Consider the following 17,897-nt stretch of genomic DNA (forward strand, 5'->3'; position numbering starts at 1 on the left):
CCGAGAGAACTAGAAGGAAGTCTAGCCTGACGCCGCCCGTCGCAACACGTCCGCGACCTCGGCCGCCCGCTCCACCAGGTAGAAGTGCCCACCCAGGAAGGCCAGGAACGAGACCGGCCCGGAGGAGGCGTCCCGCCAGCCGTCGAGGGCCTCGGCGGGCACGAGCGGGTCGTCGCGGGCGTGAAGCACCGTGAGGGACGTCGCGACCCGGGCGTCGGCCGACGCCCGGTACTCGCGGACGATGGCGTAGTCGGCCCTGACCGCCGGGAGCACCAGAGCGAGCAGATCCGGGTCGTCGAGGACCGCTGCATGGGTCCCCGAGAGACGGAGGAGCTCGGTCACCAGGGCGTCGTCGTCGGTCGGGCCGCCCGGGGGCGGCGTCCAGTCCGGCGCACCTCGCCCGGAGACGACGAGGTGGGCGACGGCGACCCCGAGACCCTCCAGCCGTCGCGTCACCTCGAAGGCCACCACCGCCCCCATGCTGTGGCCGAAGAGCGCGAGCGACCGCTCCGCCGCCTGCGACGACAGCCGCGCCGCCACCTCGTCGGCCAGCCGGTCGATCGACGGCAGCTGCTCCTCGCCGTACCGGTCCTGGCGCCCCGGGTACTGCACCGCCCACACCTCGACCTCGGGGAGCAGTGCTCCCAGCGGCCGGTAGTAGCTCGCCGAGCCGCCGGCGTGCGGCAGGACGACCAGCAACGGAGCATCCTGACGAGCGGCGTTCAGCGGGCGGAACCACAGGTCGTCGAGACCTCCACCGTCCGTCACGCGGCCTCCCCCGACCTTGCACGGGCCTCGATCCACGCAGCGGCCACGAGGACACCGCGCTCCCGGGACCACCGCCCCCGGAGCACCGCGGGAAGGCACAGGGCCGCGAGCTCGTGCGACGGTCGCAGCAGCGACGCACGGAAGGTCCCCCGGTCCGGGTCGACGACGACCTCGGCGTCGCCGAAGTCCAGCCAGCTCAGCGCCAGCGGGTACCAGATCTTGAAGACGACCTCCTTGACGCAGAAGACCAGCCGGTCCCACGCGACGGCGCGACCGTCGGCTGACAGGGCGACGACCATCGACCGCTCGGCCGGCGAGGCGATCGTCTCGAGGACGCCGTCGGGGAGACGCAGGTCGGGCTCGGCGTCGATCCCCACCGCGCGCACGTCCCCGCGACGGGCGACCGTGACACCGACGTATCCGACACAGTGGGTGATGCTCCCGACCACGCTCGCAGGCCAGGCCGGTTCGCCCCTCGGTCCTGACAGGATCGACGTGGCGGGAGCGCCGAGCTCGAGCAGGGCCGCGCGGGCCGCGCGGCGTCCTGCGGCGAACTCGCGGCGACGCGTCGGAACTGCCCTGGAGACGAGAACCCGCTCCGCGGCGGTGAGACCGTGCTCCTCCCCGTGCTCGAAGGACTCTCTGACGACGAGCCGCTGGTCGTCGAGGAGGCGCCGCAGCGGTCCGTCCTCGACGTGCGCAGCACCGTCAGGCACCACGGTCCTGGGCGTGCACCGGCATGGTCCGCACGCCGAGGACGATCTGGTCGAACGACGCGAAGGACGGGTCGTCCCGGTCGACCACGAGTCGGCCGTGGGCGCGCACGATCTCCTCGAGTGCCACGATGTTCTCGAGCCGGGCGAGCGGCGCCCCGAGGCAGAAGTGGATCCCGTGCCCGAAGGCGAGCTGCGCCGCTCCGCGGACACCCCGGTCCGGGTCGAACAGGTCCGGATCATCGTGCGCCTCAGGATCGCGGTTGGCCGACAGGACCCAGACGTTCACCATCACGTCCGCAGGCAGCTCCACGTCGCCGACCCGCGTGGCCGTGGTCGTCGTGCGCTGCATCTGCGGGAACGGTGGGCGGAAGCGCAGGACCTCCTCCACGATCGCCGGGATCCGCTCCGGCTGGTCCCGCGCGAGGTCCCACGCCCACGGGTGCTCGTCGAGCGTGTTGACGATGTTGCCGAGCAGCACCGTCGTCGTGACGTGCCCCGCAAGGAGCAGCGCGGTCGAGAAGTTCGCCGCCTCGACGTCATCGAGCACCCGCCCATCGACCTCGGCGAGGACGAGTCGACTCACCAGGTCGTCTCCCGGCGCCGCACGGCGTTGCGCACACAGGTCCCTCAGGTAGGTGGTCAGAGGATCGAGGATCTGGGCGATCCGTTCGGCCAGCGCGGGGTCGGTCGGATCGTCCATCTGGATGTCGATCAGGGAGGCCGACCAGGAGCCGAACTGCTCCTGGTCCTCACGGGGGAGTCCGAGCAGCTCTCCGATGATGGTCACCGGCAGCGTGAACGCAAGCTCCTCCACGAGGTCGAAGCGAGAGCCCGCGGCGTCGAGCAGCTCGCGGGCGACCTCACGTATCCGCGGTTCCAGGCCCTCGATCATCCTGGGCGTGAACGCGCTGCTGACCACCTTGCGAAGCGCGCGGTGCTCCGGCGGGTCCAGCTCGTGAATCATGCCCGGGGTCGGCTCCGCCCCCTCGATGACGCGATTCGGGTCGGAGGAGAAGGTCAGCGTGTCCTTCAGGACCTGACGGACGTCCTCGTGCCGGAACACGTGCCACACCCCGTACTCGTCTCGCCAGACCGGCTCGTCGGACCGCATGTCCGCCAGCCAGGACAACAGCGCCTGCTCGTCGGACATGGGCGGGACCACGGAGGACGACACGACTTACTCCTCGGGTTGGCGACATCGGGCACACCGACCGAGGCGTCCGACCGGCGCATCGTCACCGTATCCTGAGTCGTGCCGACGAGCCCAGGCCCAGGCCGGCGACCCGACGACAGGAGCACGAGATGGCACCCGCGCAGGACCGACCGCGGGGACGAGGACCCTCCTCCGGACGTCCGGAGCGTCCCGTGGGCGGCCGGACGCAGCGCGACCGGGACCGGCGGGTCCTCGGGCAGAACTTCCTGCGGGACACGGCGACGATCCGGCGGATCGCCGACGCCGCCGACCTCGACCCGCACGGCCTGGTCGTGGAGGCGGGGCCCGGAGAGGGTCTGCTCACCCGTGAGCTCGCCCGCCGCGCCGCGCGCGTACGCACGTACGAGCTGGACGCACGCCTGGCGGCACGACTGACCGCCGACCTCGGGGAGGCGCCGGACATCGAGGTCGTCCATGCGGACTTCCTGACCGCCGCACCCCCGGACGAGCCGTTCCAGTTCGTGGGCGCGATCCCGTACGGCATCACCTCGGCCATCGTCGACTGGTGCCTGACCGCGCCGACGCTGACGTCGGCGACGCTGGTGACCCAGCAGGAGTTCGCCCGCAAGCGGACAGGGGACTACGGACGCTGGACGGCTCTCACCGTGACGACCTGGCCGACCTTCGAGTGGCGCTATGTCGCCAAGGTCGACCGGTCGCTGTTCACGCCCGTCCCACGCGTGCACTCCGCGATCATGAGGCTGCAGCGCCGCCCCGAGCCGCTCGTGGCGGACCCCGAAGCGCGGTCGCGGTACGCGGACATGGTGGAGATCGGCTTCATCGGCAAGGGGGGCAGCCTGTACCGATCGCTGGCCCGGGAGTGGCCCCGCCAGAAGGTCGACAGCGCGTTCGCGCGAGCCGACGTCTCGCACGACGAGATCGTGGCCTTCGTGCACCCCGACCAGTGGATCACGCTCTTCCGCCACCTGGACGGGTTCCGGGGCCGGCCGCGGCGCGCGACGGACGACGACCGAGACCGGCGCAGCTCGTCCGGGCGGCCCGGACACCGCGACGGGCGAGGGAGCACCGGCGCAGGACGCCCTGACCCGGCGGGAGGCCGGGGCCGTCGCGGCAGCCGACCCGGCCGACCCGGGCGACCCGGCCGCGGGTCGGCCTAGCGTCCCTGCGTGCGGACGGTCACGTCGACGCCGCGTCGCAGATCTCTCGACGACGCACCGACCTCCACCGTGCGTCGGCCCGTCCCCGTCACCCAGGTGTCGCGGTCGACGTCCCAGTGCTGCAACGCACGTGGCGCGATCCTCACCACGACCCAGCGGGACTCCCCGGCGCGCAGACGGACCTTCTCGAAGCCCGCCAGCTGTCGTTCGGCCTGCGGCAGCTCGACCTCGGGGCTGGGCCCCAGGTAGGCCTGGACGACCTCCGAACCGGCGCGGTCGCCGGTGTTCGTCACCTTCACCCGCGCGACGAGACCGCCGTCGCGAGCTGGACGCACCGTGAGCGGGCCGTACCTGAAGCTCGTGTAGGACAGGCCGTGCCCGAAGGCGAACAGCGGCTGCACGTCCTCCTTGTCGTACCAGCGGTACCCCGAGAAGATCCCCTCGTCGTAGTGCACCGTGCCGGCGACGCCGGGGAACCGTCGGGGGTCGGAACCGACCGGGGTCTCCTCGATCGACCGAGGGAAGGTCTGCGTGAGTCGTCCACCGGGTTCCGCGTCCCCGAAGAGCAGCGCCGCCGTCGCCTCCGCCCCGGTCTGCCCGGGGTACCACATGTCCAGCACGGCACGAGTGGAGTCCAACCACGGCATCGTGACGGACGACCCGGTGTTGAGAACGACGACCGTGCGCGGGTTGGCGCGGGCCACGGCCTCGATGAGCTCGTCCTGGCGACCCGGCAGGGCCAGCGATGTGCGGTCGGCGGTCTCGGCACCGTCGTCGTAGCCGAAGACGACCGCGACGTCCGCGCCGCGTGCCGCCTCCACGGCCGCGTCCTGCGCCTGCCGCGCCACGCCGGGCGTGACCCACGTCAGGTCGACGTCCACGGTGGGGTCGCCACCGGGCGGCGCAGCCCCTGTGAGCTGGATGCTGTGCTCACCAGCGTCCAACCGCAGGGGGACGCTGGTGAGCGGGCCGAACACGTCCCCCACGCCGATGGGCGCTCCGCCGTCGACCACGAGGCCGCCGTTCCCGCCGTCCATCCGCACCGCGATCCTGTAGTCGCCCGTCTCCGGCACGGTCAGCGTCCCCTCGTACAGGACCCCGTTCGCGTCCGGCGTCTTGCGACCGCTCTCGAAAGTGGGCTGGAGCGCGTCCGGACCGATCGCGGTTCCCCTGAGCTCCTCACCCACCTGGTAGCTCAGCTGCGACGCGGGGGCCCGGTCTCTCATGGCGTCGAGGGGTGCGTTGGCGAAGTCGGGCTCCACGTACGAGCTGCCGAGACCGGTGACCTTCGGCTCCTTCGCAGTCGGTCCGATCACAGCGATCTCCTGGTCCGCGTCCGGGTCCAGCGGCAGCAGGGAGTCCTCGTTGCGCAGCAGCACCGCACCCTCCTCCGCGACCTCCTGGGCCACCGCCACACCACCGGCGACGTCTCGCTGGGGCCGCGTCGGCGGTTCGGCGTCCAGCAGGCCGAACCGTTCCATCTGGCGGAGGATGCGCGTCACCGACGTGTCGAGTCGCGACTCCGGGATCCGACCCTCCTCGATCGCACGACGCAGAGCGTCGCCGAAGAACTTCCCCGGCGCGAGGCTGCCGTCGGGGTTGACGTCGACGCCCATCTCCTGGTCGAGCCCGGCCTCGATGTCCTCCGTGGCGTGCGTCGCCCCCCAGTCCGACATCACCCAGCCCTCGAAGCCCCACTGCTCCCGCAGGATCTCGTTCAGCAGCGTGTCATTGCCGCAGGCGAACGTGCCGTTGACCTTGGGGTAGGCGCACATGACGGACGACGCGCCCGCGCGGATCGGCGCCTCGAAACCGGGTAGCTCGACCTCGCGAAGGGTGCGCTCGTCGATGTCGACGTCGGTCGTGTAGCGGTCGGTCTCCTGCGTGTTGGCGGCGAAGTGCTTCACCGAGGTCATGAGTCCCTGGCTCTGGACGCCGCGGACCTGCGAGGCGGCGATCCGGCCGGTGAGGAGCGGATCCTCGCTGAACGTCTCGAAGTTGCGTCCGGCCTGTGGGACGCGGATGTTGTTGACCATCGGCCCGAGGATCACGTCCTGGCGTGCGGCGCGACCCTCGCGGCCCAGGACCTCGCCGTACCGGCGCGCCAGGTCCTCGTCGAAGGTCGACGCCAGCGCCACCGGCGCCGGCATGGCAACCGCCGGGCGGCTGATCGTGACGCCGGCCGGACCGTCCGTGCCGCTGAGCTGAGGTATCCCCAGCCGGGGCACACCGGGAAGCCAGAGCTTCTCGAGGGGGTCGTCCAGGTTGTAGTTCCAGTAGACGAAGGACAGCTTCTCCTCGACCGTCATCTGTGCCACCAGTCGGTGGACCTCTCGGTCGTCACGGGACTCCTCGGGCCCCGCGACCTTCGCCCCGACCGCGCCCGTCGAGCCGGCGACCAGCACCATCATGATTCCGAACAATCCCCCGAGAACGCGCATGTGCCATTGTGCCCACAAGCCCGCCGCGCGATGCAACCGAACGGCTCCCCTCCCCGTGCTCGGTCACCGTCACCCACGAATCTGGCCCTGTCCTCACCGCGCGGGCGTCGAGTAGGGTCGTCGGCGTGAGCATCTCGGCCTGCCGCATCTGCGGTCACACCGACCTCGAGCCCATCCTGTCCCTCGGCGACCAAGCCTTGACCGGAGTCTTCCCCGGCGATCCCGACACGGTCGTCCCAGCGGTACCGCTGGACCTCGTCCGGTGCACGCCACCTGGGTGTGGCCTGGTCCAGCTCCGCCACACGGCCGACTTCGGGCTCATGTTCAACGACGGGTACGGCTACCGCTCGGGGATCAGGCCGTTCATGGTCGACCACCTGGGGTCGCTCGTCGCGTCGGTGCGCTCCAAGGTGGACGTCGGCCCGTCGGACCTCGTCATCGACATCGGGAGCAACGACTCGACGCTGTTGCGCTCCTACCTCCCCGACGCACCGACGATGGTCGGCTTCGACCTCGTCGGGGAGAAGTTCCGCCACCTGTACCCCCCGGGGGCCGACCTGGTCGCGGGGGCCTTCTCCGCGGACACCTTCCGGGAGCGGTACGGCGAACGCCAGGCGCGGATCGTGACGTCCGTGGCGATGTTCTACGACCTCCCGGACCCGCTGGCCTTCGTCCGCGACGTGCGCGACGTGCTTGCGCCGGACGGCTTGTGGGTGGCCGAGCAGAGCTATCTCGCCTCCATGCTCGAGGCCGGCGCCTACGACGTCGTCTGCCACGAGCACCTCGAGTACTACGCGCTCGCACAGTTCGACTGGATGGCGGAGCGTAGTGACCTCGTCGTGGTCGACGCCGAGGTCACCGACGTGTACGGCGGCAGTCTCCGGGTGACTCTCGGGCACCGCGGTGGGCCTCACGTCCCGAACACCGTGGCCCTCGACCGGATCCGCGCCGCGGAACAGGCGGCCGGACTGGCCGGCCCCGCGCCCTACGAGGCGTTCACACGACAGACCGAGGAACACCGGGACAGGCTCGTGGACTTCCTGGACCGGTCCCGCGCGCAGGGCCGCACGACCCTGGGCTACGGGGCTTCCACGAAGGGCAACGTGATCCTGCAGTACTGCGGGTTGACCGAGACCGACCTGCCCTGCATCGGTGAGGTCTCCCCCGAGAAGGCGGGCCGCTTCACACCAGGCACCAGGATCCCCATCGTCTCCGAGGAGGATGCCAAGGCGCGGCGCCCCGACCAGCTCCTGGTGCTCCCCTGGATCTACCGCGACGGTTTCGTCGAGCGCGAAGCCCAGTTCCTGCGCGACGGCGGATCCCTCGTCTTCCCGCTGCCCCGGTTCGAGGTCGTCTCGTGACCAGCCTGCCGGCGGTGCCGGACCTGGACTCCGACGCGTTCCACGTCGACTGGTACGACACCTACGCCGAGCTGCGCGAACGGAGGCCGGTCGCGCCCGTGCGGTTCTTCGGCCAGGATGCCTGGCTGGTGACCGGTTACGAGCAGGCGCGCACCGCGCTCACCGATCTGCGTCTGTCCAGCGACCCGAAGGCGCAGTACCCCGACGTCGAGGTCGACTTCCCGGCCTACCTGGGCTTCAGCGACCGGGCCAAGCACTACTTCGTCAACAACATGGGCACGAGCGACCCGCCTCACCACACGCGCCTGCGCAGGCTCGTCGCACGGGAGTTCACGGCCCGGCGGGTGGCGGCCATGCGCCCTCGTGTCCAGCAGATCGTCGACGGCCTCCTCGACGCCATGTCGCAGGCGCGCGAGACCGACGTCGTCGCCACGTTCGCGCACCCGCTCCCGATCCAGGTGATCTGCGAGCTGCTCGGCGTGGAAGAGGGACGTCGCAGCGACTTCGGGCGGTGGAGCGCCGAGATCCTCATCATGGATCCCGAGCGGGCGCAGGCCCGCGGCGACGCAGCAGAGGACGTGGTGGACTTCATGCTCGACCTGGTCGAAAGACGGCGCACCGCGCCTGGTGACGACCTGCTCTCCGCCCTCATCCAGGCTCGCGACGACGACGAGGCGCGGCTGAGCCAGGACGAGCTGGTCTCCGTCGCCCTGGTGCTCCTCCTCGCCGGGTTCGAGGCCTCCGTCAGCCTGATCGGGCTCGGCACCTACCTGCTCCTGCGGCACCCTCTGCAGCTGGCCCGCCTGCAGGAGGACCCGTCGCGCTGGCCCAACGCGGTCGAGGAGGTGCTGCGGTTCTACGCACCGCCGGAGACGACCACGCGCTTCGCCTCGGAGGACGTCGTGATCGACGGCGTCACGATTCCTGCGTACAGCATGGTCCTCGTCGCAGGCGCTGCCGCGAACCGCGATCCCGCTCGCTTCGCCGACCCCGATCGCTTCGACGTCGGTCGCGACACGAAGGGACACCTCACCTTCGGGCACGGGATCCACCACTGCCTGGGTCGCCCCCTGGCCATGCTGGAGGGGGAGGTCGCGCTCAGGTCGCTGTTCGAACGGTTTCCAGGGCTGCGCTGCGCCGTCGACCTCGACGACGTCACGTTCCGCCGGTCGCTGCTGCTGCGCGGTATCGATCACCTCCCCGTCCGGCTCGACGGATGAGTCGTGAGTAGCTCCAGCGCGTGGCTGCGCTGCCTCCGTCAGGAGCCGGCGGCGCGGTTCCACCTCCTGTGCCTCCCCCACGCCGGCGCCGCGGCGGACTCCTTCGTGACGCTTGCCGCCGCGCTGTCCCCGGACGTCGAGCTGTGGGCCGTGCAGTACCCCGGCCGGCAGGACCGCGCCGCGGAGGAGCAGCTGCCGACGGCGGGGGCGATCGCGGACGTCGTCGCCGGGGCGTGGCGGGACCTCGGCCGCGCCCGTCCCTTCGCCATCCTCGGTCACAGCATGGGTGCACTCGTGGCCTACGAGACGGCGCGGCTGCTGGAGGCACACCCTGAGGAGGCGCCGGCCCGACTGGTCGTCTCCGGCCAGATGGCCCCCGAGCAGCACGCGCGGCGCCGGGACCTGCCCGAGGACGACGGCCTGCTGGACGAGGTCCGACGCCTGGACCCTGGCACGGTGCTCGACGACGCGCTCCTGCGCGAGCACGCCCTTCCCGCCCTCAGGGCGGACTACCGGGTCCTGCGGGACTACACGTGGGAGCCCCGACCCCTGCTGCGCGCCCCGCTGACCGTGCTGTGCGGCGACGCAGACCCCTTGACGCCTCTTCCCGACGCGGAGCGCTGGCTGGCGCTCTCGGTCGTCCCAGGCCGGATCCGTACGCTCGAGGGCGGCCACTTCTTCCTGCGCGACCACGTCGACACCGTGGCCGCCCTCGTGCGCGAGGACCTCCTCGAGTCAGCTGGCAGGCTTGCGGGCTGACGCGATCACGAAGTCCAGAGCCGGGAGCTCTCCCTTCATCCCGGCGTCGCTGGTCAACGACCGCTTCACCTGGCGGTAGAAGAGCCGGCTCACGCTCGACCGGAAGGACTCCTCGGCGAGCTTGGTCTGCCAGTACTCGAGCCACGGCTCCATCACCCGATCACGGATGCTGCGCACCTCCACGTCGACGAACCCGGCCTTCTCCAGCTGCTCGGCGTAGACGGCTCGAGGGACCCAGTTCGCCGGCGGCATACCGCCGGAGAGCGACCCCTTGCGCTGGGGCGCCAGACGCGGGGTGCTCGACCGCTCGCCGTCGAGGTCCAACGGGATGATGTCGCCGATGGCGAGCGTCCCTCCCGGCTTCAGGACGCGGAACGCCTCGGCGAAGAAGTCCGTGCGCGGGTCGTAGTGGAGGGCGGACTCGAGGGAGGTCACGCGGTCGAAGCGGTCGGCCTCGAACGGCAGGTCCGTCGCCGACCCCTCCGCGAACGACAGCGAGTCCGTCAGGCCCTCCTGCACGGCTCGCTCCTGAGCGGCCGTCACGTGACTCGGAGTCAGGTCGATACCCGTGATGCTGGCCGGGCGTCGGGTCTCCCACCAGAAGAAGTCCTGCGCTCCCAGCCCGAAGCCCACGTCGAGGAGGTGGTCGCCCGGGCCCATGCCCGAGGCCTGCGCCAGCTGGTCGGCGAGCGCCTGGTTAGCCTCCTCGAGGCTGTCGCACCCGGGTTCCCAGTACCCCAGGTTGATGTACGCGCCCTCCGTCGTCGCGTCGTGGTCGTCGGCGAACAGCTCGTACGCGACCCGGGTGCGGGTCGAGGGTCGCACCCGCGTCCACACATGCCACCTGACCATGTCACGGACGTCCTTCACGATGCTCTGCTGTGCCATGCCCCTCGATGTCCTCTCTTCATGACGACCGCCGTCCGTCCGGACGGCGGGTGGGGTGGACTCACCCCATCCACGCCCACGGTGCCGCGGAAGCGGCCGAGGGCGGGAAGATCGTGTCGAGCGCCGCTCTCAGCGACGCGTCGAGCGTGGTCGTGGCCGCCCGGAGCGCGGAGTCCAGCTGCTCCGGCGTGCGGGGGCCCACGACGGCGCCTGTGACGCCCGGACGGTCGAGGAGCCAGGCCAGGGCGGCCTCGGCCGGGGCGACGCCGTGCGCGCGACAGGTCGACTCAAAGGACTCGACGGCCGAGCGGACGGACGGCAACAGCTCCTGCGCCCTGCCCTGGGCGGACTTGACCGCGACGCCGCGGCGCAGCTTGTCGAGCGCGCCGCTCAACAGACCGCCGTGCAGGGGCGACCAGGCGAAGACCCCGACCCCGTAGGCCTCGGCCGCGGGGAGCACCTCGAGCTCGACGTCTCGGCGCGCGAGGTTGTAGAGGCACTGATGACTGATCGTCCCGATCCCCTGGCGCCGTCGGGCCGCCTCCTCCCCTGCGGCGATCTGCCATCCCGCGAAGTTGCTCGACCCGACGTACCGGACCTTCCCGCTGCCCACGAGGGTCTCCATCGCCTGCCACACCTCGTCCCACGGCGCCGCGGGGTCGTACTCGTGCATCTGCAGGAGGTCGATGTGGTCGACACCCAGGCGGCGGAGCGAGGCCTCGCACCCGGCCACGATGTGCCGGGCCGACAGACCCCGGTCGAGCACCCCGTCGCTCATCGGGCTGCCGACCTTCGTGGCGACCACGGTGTCCTCGCGACGCCCACCCCCCTGCGCCAGCCACCGGCCCAGGAGCTCCTCGGTGTGCCCCTTGTACAGGCGCCAGCCGTAGATGTCAGCCGTGTCCACGCAGTTCACACCGCGCTCACGGGCATGGTCGAGGAGCGCAAGTGCGTCGTCGTCGTCCACCCGTCCGCTGAAGTTCACCGTCCCGAGCCACAGCGAGCTGGTCACGAGCGCCGAGCGGCCCACCCGCACGTAGGGCACGTCGGCGCTCACCGGGCGTGCTCCTCGACGCGACGGACGCACTCCTCGACCACCGCGGCGGGGGTCGGCTCGGACAGCATGGCCGTACGCAGACGGCGCGCGCCCTCCGCGTACGAGGGCTCCTCGAGCACGGCGACGATCGCGTCGCGCAGTCCCTCGACGGTGAGCTCCGGGACCGGCAGGGCGATGCCGGCACCGACCTGCTCGGTGCGGGCGGCCCGCACGCCAGTGTCCCAGCCGTCGGGCAGGACCACCTGCGGCAGACCGTTGATCGCCGCGGTGTGCCAGCTTCCCGGTCCACCGTGGTGCACCGTCGCCGCGCAGGTCGGCAGCAGCGCGTGCATGGGGACGAAACCGACGGGGCGCACGTTGTCGGGCAGGCGCTCCACGCCGGCGAGCTGGTCCTGGTCGAACGTGGCCACGACCTCGGCGTCGACGTCGCCCAGTGCCTGGAGCAGGTCGGCGACCGGCACCTGGCCGATGTCGTTCTCCCGGCTGGAGATCCCCAGCGTCAGGCAGACGCGCGGCCGCGACGGCGGGTCGCGGAACAGCCAGGACGGCACGGTCGAGGGCCCGTTGTAGTCCACGTACCGCATGCCCACGGTGTCGAGCCCCGTGTCGAGACGCATCGGGGCCGGCGCCGGGTCGATGGTCCAGTGCCCGACGACCGCGCGCTCGCTGAAGTGCACCGGTCGGTCGGCGGCGAGACGCTGCATGGTCCACGTCAGCCACTCCCCGAGGGGGTCCTCGCGCAGCCCCTCCGGCTGCTCCTCGCGCAGGGCCAGGAAGCGCTGACGCGCGCGGACCGCGATGTCCGGTCCCCAGAGCAGCCGCGCGTGCGGGACGTCCAGCACCTCGGCGACCACGGAGGCGGCGAAGGTGAGCGGTTCCCAGACGACCAGGTCGGGCTTCCACGACCGGCAGAACTCGAGCAGCCCGTCGGCCAGGGAGTCCGAGCTCATGAGGGCGTAGAACGTCGGCGTGAGCACCGTCTGCATGCCCAGCTGGTGCTGCCAGGTCAGCGTGCTCGGGTCCTCCTCGCTGAAGTCGAGGCTGCGGACGTAGTCGATGATGTCGTAGCCCGCGTGAGTCATGAAGTCGACGAGGTCGACGTCCTCGCCGACGGGGACGGCGGTGAGGCCGGCGGCGGTGATGTCCTCGACGAGCGCCGGGGACGCCACCACACGGACCTCGTGACCGGCGGCGCGGAAGGCCCACGCGAGCGGCACGAGCCCGAACAGGTGGCTCTTGCTCGCCATGGACGAGAACACGACACGCATCTCAGGACTCCTCACGGACGACGGGGCAGCTCAGGCAGGACCGCAGGACCGCCGACCGCGGGTCACGGGTCACCGGGCCCACGACGTCGAGGGTGCGCTCGAGCAGGACGGGCAGCACGAGCACGGCGAGCTCGCGCACGAGCCGCTCGAGCGGGTCGCGCTCGGCGAGCAGGTCCGACAGCGACGGGGTGGTCGGCTCCCGGTCCGGCCGGAACGCGTCGGGATCCTCGAGGACGGCGGGGTCGCGGTCGGCGACCGCCGTCACGACGACGACCTGGTCGCCCTCGCCCACCGTGGCCGCACCGAGCGTCGTGGCCGCGGTCGCGGTGCGGCGCACCAGGGCGCGGGTCGGCGCGAGCCGGAGCGTCTCGCGCACGACGGCACGGGTCCCGGGCTCGTCGTCGAGACCTGCGACCCGGCGACCGTCGAGGAGCAGCACGGCGTCGACGAGGACCCCGCTCAGCAGCGACGCCGCCGTCAGACGCGCCACGTCGTGCCCGGCATCGAGCACCTCGAGCGCCGCCACGGTCTGGGCGAGGCGTTGGGGCACGAGCGCCGCGTCGGGGGCCACGCGCCAGGCACGCGCCGCCTCCGGGTCGCGGACGTCGCACGCCGCCAGGGCAGCGGGCCACGCGAGGTCTGCGACGAGGTCGAGTCGACCCCGGCGCGGGCCGACGGCGTCGCGGACCCGGCCCGCCACCCCGTCGAGGTCGACGTCGGGCGCCACGTCCTGATTCTCCACCTCCTGGAACGGCCGGGACCAGGTCGCGTCGGCCACGTCGGCGGCGCGCGCCCACTCCGGGACCCGGGCCGGGCCCCGACCGAACGCCGCGTCCTCGAGCACGGCGCGCGCCGTCGCGTGGTCGCCCACGACCCAGGTCTCCGTGCGGCTGCGCGCCACCGGCTCTCCGCGCAGCAGGGGGCCGGAGTCGAGCAGGTCGGTCCGCGACCCGCTGAGGACCGACGCGAGGACGTCGCCGTTGCTGCCCCAGCCCCAGAGCAGGCCGCGAACCATCTGGAGCCGCCGCCCCAGCTGCGCGCGGCCGTGCGGGGTCGCGCGGGTCGCGGTGCCGTCGGTCTCGGTCATCGTGCCTCCCACCAGTCGGTGATCCGGGCAGCGACCTGCCCGGCGTGCTCCTGCATCATCGTGAAGTGGTCCCCCGGCACGTCGGCCGTCGTGTGGGCGAAGGGCCACGAGGCCCGCCAGTCGCCGTCCGGCCACGACGCGATGGGTTCGACGGCACGCACGAGCAACGTGGCGACCTGCTGGTCGTCGGGCACCCAGCCCGCGAGCATCCGGTCGTACGCCCCCATCGCCGTCAGGCGCGCGTCGTCCAGGGGGACGGTCTCCAGGTCCAGCAGGCGCCGGGTGAGGACGTCGATCCACCCCTCCACGGCGTCCTGGCGACCGGGCGGGTAGGAGTCGAGCAGGACGACACCGTCGGGCCGGTGCCCCTGCTGTGTCAGCGCGGTCGCGAGCGCGTGGCTCATCAGCCCGCCGGCCGAGTGGCCGACGAGCACGAACGGCCGCCCCGCCACCGCGTGGAGAACGGTCGCGGCCTGCGCCGCGGCCAGGGCCTCCATCGACGCCGGCAGCGGCTCGCCCGACAGGTACCCGGGCTGGGGCAGCCCCAGCACCGACCACGACCCGTCCAGCGCCGCCGCGAGCCGCGCGAACTCGTGCGGCCCCGAGGGCGCCGCCGTGCCGGAGCAGCAGACCAGCACGGGCCCGTCGCCCGACGCGCCGAGCGCGACGGGGACGACGTGCTCCGCGAGGACGTCGGGGTCCGCGGACCGCTCGCGGAAGTCGGCGAGGTCGGCCATCAGCGACAGGAACGGACGCACGCGCGACGACTCCGCCGCACGGCGGTACCCCTCGACCAGGGACGCGCCGGCGGCCGACGGAGCCGTGAGGCCGGCCGCGCGGCCGAGCTCCAGGACCCGCTCCGCGAGCGCCCGGGGCGTCGGGTGCTGGAAGACGACGGTCGCCGGCAGCTCGACGCCCGTGGCGCGCTGCAGCTCGTTGCGCAGGCCCACGGCCGACAGGGAGTCGAAGCCGAGCTCGCCGATCGGCTGGTCGGCCGGGACGTCGTCGGCCCGGGCATGGCCCAGCACCCGCGCCATCTGCGCCCGGACGAGGTGCACGGCCTCCTCCTCCGTCGTCGGCGCCGCCTGCGCGGCCGGCGCCGCGGTGCGCGACGTCGGGAGCTCCGGCTCGTCGGGCACCAGGTCCGCCACGAGGGGACGGGGCCTGGCCGCGGTGAAGCCGACCGCGAACCGCGCCCAGTCGACGTCAGCGACCGTCACGCAGACGTCGTCCTGCTCCAGGGCCCGACGCAGGCCCTCGAGCGCCCGCTCGGGGCGCATCGGACGGATGCCGCGCCGGCGCAGACCGTCCAGGTCGGCCCCGGCCATGCCGCCCCCCGCCCAGGCGCCCCAGGCGACGGACGTGCCGGCCCGCCCCTCGGACCGGCGGCGCTGCGCGAGCGCGTCGAGGAACGCGTTGCCCGCGGCGTAGGCTCCGAGCCCGGCGCTGCCCCAGGTGGCGGCCCCGGAGGAGAAGAGGACGAACGACGACACGTCGGGCAGCAGCTCGTCGAGGAGCCGCGCACCCTCCACCTTCGCCCGCCAGACCTCCTCCGGGCGGTCGACGTCCTCGAGCCGGCGGGCGTCCGGTGCCCCGGCGGCGTGGACCACGACCTCGACCCGGCGGCCATCGGACCGCAGCCGGTCGAGCACCGACGTCAGCTGGCCGCGGTCGGCGACGTCGCACGCCACGGCGGTGGCCTCCGCTCCTGCGGCACGCAGCTCCTGGACCAGCTCCTCCGCACCATCGGCGTGCGGACCTCGACGGCTCACGAGGACCAGGTCGCGGACGCCTTGCGCGACGAGGAACCGGGCGACGTGCGCTCCGAGCGCACCGGTACCCCCGGTGACGAGGGCCGTGCCGTCGCCCGGCCACCAGCGCCGTCGGCTCCGGTCGGCCGGGGCGGCCACGAGCCGTCGACAGAGTCGCCGGCCCTGGCGCACGGCGACCTGGTCCTCCAGGTCGTGGCCCAGCAGGGCGGCCAGGAGCGCCTCGGTGTCGTCGGCGGTGACCTCGGCGGGGAGGTCGAGCAGCCCGCCCCAGCGCTCCGGGCGCTCGAGCCCGACCACCCGGCCGAGCCCCCAGACCATCGCCGCGTCCGGGTCGACCAGATCGTCCTCCGCGGCCGCGACCGCGCCGCGTGTGACGCACCACAGCGGAAGATCGACGTCGGCGGCCAGGAACCGCTGCACCCGGTCGAGTTGCTCGGCAGCTTCGCGGTCGAAGGAGAGCACCCCAGCCGCGCCAGCGACGTCCAGCGGCTCCGCGAGGTCCACCGGCACGAGCCTCGTGCCCACGCCCTGCAGGACCTTCTCCAGGTCGGCCGGCGGCTCGCCGAGTGTCAGGAGGGTCGCTCGGGGGTCGGCCACCGACGGTTCGGGAACCGTCCGCCACGCGATGCCGTAGCGGTCGCCGACGGACCGGTCGGCCGGCTCGGGGGCGAGCCAGTACCGCACCGGCTCGAAGGCCGTCGTGGGCAACCTGGCCGGGAGGGTGCGGTGGAGCAGCGCCGTCCAGTCGACCTCGACGCCGTGCACGTGCGCCCGCGCCAGCTCGTGGAGCAGGTGCTCGTCGCGCTCGCGGTGCAGCGAGCCGAGCACGAGCCCGTCCGGAGCGGTCTCCTGCACGGCGGCGGCGAGCACGGGATGCGGACTGACCTCCAGGAACACGTCGTGCCCCTCACCCACCGCAGCCCGCACGGCCGCATCGAAACGCACCGTCCCCCGCAGGTTCTCGTACCAGTACGACGCGTCCAGCTCCACACCATCCACCCGCGCCGCCCGCAGGCTCGAGAACACCGGCACCCGACCAGGACGACCCTCGACCACGCCCAGCTCGCCCGCCAACCCCTCACGCACCCGCTCCACCTGCACCGAGTGCGACGCGTAGTCCACCGCCAGCCGCCGGACCCGCACACCTTCACGCCGACCACGCTCGACCAACGCCTCCACCGCCGCGACGTCACCCGCCACCACGACCTGCGCCGGAGCATTCACCGCCGCAACCTCCAGACCACCGACCTCCGCGGCCAAGGAACGCACCTGCTCCACCGGCAACGCCACCGACGCCATCGCGCCACCACCGGCCAGGGCACGCAACGCCAACGCACGCCGCGCGACGACCCGCGCACCATCAGCCACGCTCAACGCCCCAGCCACCACCGCAGCAGCGATCTCCCCCTGCGAATGACCCACCACCGCCGCCGGACGCACCCCGACCGACTCCCACCACCGCGCCAAGGACACCATCACCGCGAACAACGCCGGCTGGACCACCTCGACCCGATCCAACGACGGCGCACCCTCACGACCCTCCAGGACCTCACGCACCGAGAAGTCCAGCACCTCACCCAACGCCGCGTCCACCTCGGCCAACGCCGACGCGAACACCTCCACCCCCAACAGACCCGACGCCATCCCCACCCACTGCGCCCCCTGACCCGGGAACACCATCACCGGGCCCTCGGCGGTCCGGGCGTCCCCGACGACGACCTCCGAGGACGTGCGTCCCTCGGCCAGGTCGTGCAGGAGTGCGCGCGCGTGCACGACGTCGCGCGGCAGCAGCACCGCACGCCGCTGCAGGTGCGCCCGTCCGGTGGCCAACGTCCAGGCCACCTCGGGCAGCGTCGGCGCGTCCGTGCCGGCCAGGGCGTCGCGCAGCCGCGCGGCCTGCCGGGCGAGGGCCTGGGGCGTGCGCGCCGACAGCACCAGCGGCACCACCCCACCGGTCAGCACTCCGGCGCCGGACGCCGACGCGGAGCCCACGCCGTCCTCGTCGACCGGCGCACCGACCAGCTCGTCCGAGGTCTCCTGCGCCGGGGCCTGTTCCACGACCACATGCGCGTTCGTCCCACTGATCCCGAACGCCGAGACCCCCGCCCGACGCACACCATCAGCACCCACCGGCCACTCCCGCAACCCCTCAGCCAGCTCCACCTCACCAGCCGACCAGTCCACCAGCTCCGAACGACCCCCCACACACACCGACGGACCCACCACACC

13 protein-coding genes are annotated in these 17,897 nt (G+C 72.7%); 4 read left to right on the forward strand and 9 right to left on the reverse strand.

What is annotated here, in order from left to right:
- Positions 1–21: 21 nt before the first annotated feature.
- The 3 genes from AC3WRM_RS17460 to AC3WRM_RS17470 are packed head-to-tail and all read right to left on the reverse strand — an operon-like array spanning position 22 to position 2,658.
- A complete protein-coding gene (locus tag AC3WRM_RS17460) occupies positions 22–768 on the reverse strand; it encodes a thioesterase II family protein (RefSeq protein ID WP_492248312.1) in 747 nt (248 codons plus the stop codon).
- Positions 765–1,484, reverse strand: coding sequence for a 4'-phosphopantetheinyl transferase family protein (locus AC3WRM_RS17465; protein WP_492248311.1), 720 nt, complete (start codon positions 1,482–1,484; stop codon positions 765–767). The genes AC3WRM_RS17460 and AC3WRM_RS17465 overlap by 4 nt, the downstream gene beginning before the upstream one ends.
- On the reverse strand, positions 1,477–2,658 hold the full coding sequence (locus AC3WRM_RS17470; RefSeq protein ID WP_492248310.1) for a cytochrome P450: 1,182 nt from the start codon (positions 2,656–2,658) through the stop codon (positions 1,477–1,479). The genes AC3WRM_RS17465 and AC3WRM_RS17470 overlap by 8 nt, the downstream gene beginning before the upstream one ends.
- 128 nt (positions 2,659–2,786) lie before the next feature.
- Between AC3WRM_RS17470 and erm the strand changes: the two genes are divergently transcribed.
- Complete coding sequence (gene erm, locus AC3WRM_RS17475; RefSeq protein ID WP_492248309.1) at positions 2,787–3,815, forward strand: ErmE/ErmH/ErmO/ErmR family 23S rRNA (adenine(2058)-N(6))-methyltransferase; 1,029 nt, start codon at positions 2,787–2,789, stop codon at positions 3,813–3,815.
- Here erm and AC3WRM_RS17480 read toward each other — a convergent pair.
- Positions 3,812–6,226, reverse strand: a complete 2,415-nt coding sequence (locus AC3WRM_RS17480; RefSeq protein ID WP_492248308.1) for a glycoside hydrolase family 3 C-terminal domain-containing protein — start codon at positions 6,224–6,226, stop codon at positions 3,812–3,814. The genes erm and AC3WRM_RS17480 overlap by 4 nt on opposite strands.
- A 155-nt stretch (positions 6,227–6,381) precedes the next feature.
- On the opposite strand from AC3WRM_RS17480, the gene AC3WRM_RS17485 reads away from it, so the two are divergent.
- Genes AC3WRM_RS17485 through AC3WRM_RS17495 form a run of 3 tightly spaced genes read left to right on the forward strand, consistent with a single transcriptional unit; the run spans position 6,382 to position 9,596 of the window.
- On the forward strand, positions 6,382–7,617 hold the full coding sequence (locus AC3WRM_RS17485) for a class I SAM-dependent methyltransferase (protein ID WP_492248307.1): 1,236 nt from the start codon (positions 6,382–6,384) through the stop codon (positions 7,615–7,617).
- Between the two features lie 5 nt (positions 7,618–7,622).
- Positions 7,623–8,837, forward strand: coding sequence for a cytochrome P450 family protein (locus AC3WRM_RS17490; RefSeq protein ID WP_492248328.1), 1,215 nt, complete (start codon positions 7,623–7,625; stop codon positions 8,835–8,837).
- A 3-nt stretch (positions 8,838–8,840) separates the two neighbouring features.
- Positions 8,841–9,596 (forward strand): thioesterase II family protein, encoded by a 756-nt coding sequence (locus AC3WRM_RS17495; protein WP_492248306.1) that lies wholly within the window; start codon positions 8,841–8,843, stop codon positions 9,594–9,596.
- On the opposite strand, the gene AC3WRM_RS17500 is transcribed toward AC3WRM_RS17495, so the two are convergent.
- The 5 genes from AC3WRM_RS17500 to AC3WRM_RS17520 form a co-directional block, all read right to left on the reverse strand.
- Positions 9,573–10,484, reverse strand: a complete 912-nt coding sequence (locus tag AC3WRM_RS17500) for an SAM-dependent methyltransferase (RefSeq protein ID WP_492248305.1) — start codon at positions 10,482–10,484, stop codon at positions 9,573–9,575. The two genes, AC3WRM_RS17495 and AC3WRM_RS17500, sit on opposite strands and share 24 nt — an antisense overlap.
- Before the next feature lie 61 nt (positions 10,485–10,545).
- Complete coding sequence (locus AC3WRM_RS17505; protein WP_492248304.1) at positions 10,546–11,541, reverse strand: aldo/keto reductase; 996 nt, start codon at positions 11,539–11,541, stop codon at positions 10,546–10,548.
- Entirely contained in the window at positions 11,538–12,809 is a 1,272-nt protein-coding gene (locus AC3WRM_RS17510) for an activator-dependent family glycosyltransferase (RefSeq protein ID WP_492248303.1), read from the reverse strand. The genes AC3WRM_RS17505 and AC3WRM_RS17510 overlap by 4 nt, the downstream gene beginning before the upstream one ends.
- 1 nt (position 12,810) lies before the next feature.
- Complete coding sequence (locus AC3WRM_RS17515) at positions 12,811–13,896, reverse strand: cytochrome P450 (protein ID WP_492248302.1); 1,086 nt, start codon at positions 13,894–13,896, stop codon at positions 12,811–12,813.
- The gene (locus AC3WRM_RS17520) at positions 13,893–17,726 is read right to left on the reverse strand and encodes an SDR family NAD(P)-dependent oxidoreductase (RefSeq protein WP_492270935.1); all 3,834 of its coding nucleotides are present in this window, start codon (positions 17,724–17,726) and stop codon (positions 13,893–13,895) included. Before AC3WRM_RS17520 ends, AC3WRM_RS17515 begins: the two co-directional genes overlap by 4 nt.
- Positions 17,727–17,897: the final 171 nt, after the last annotated feature.

Source organism: Aeromicrobium sp. EU05-FHT14F07 (assembly GCF_058790455.1).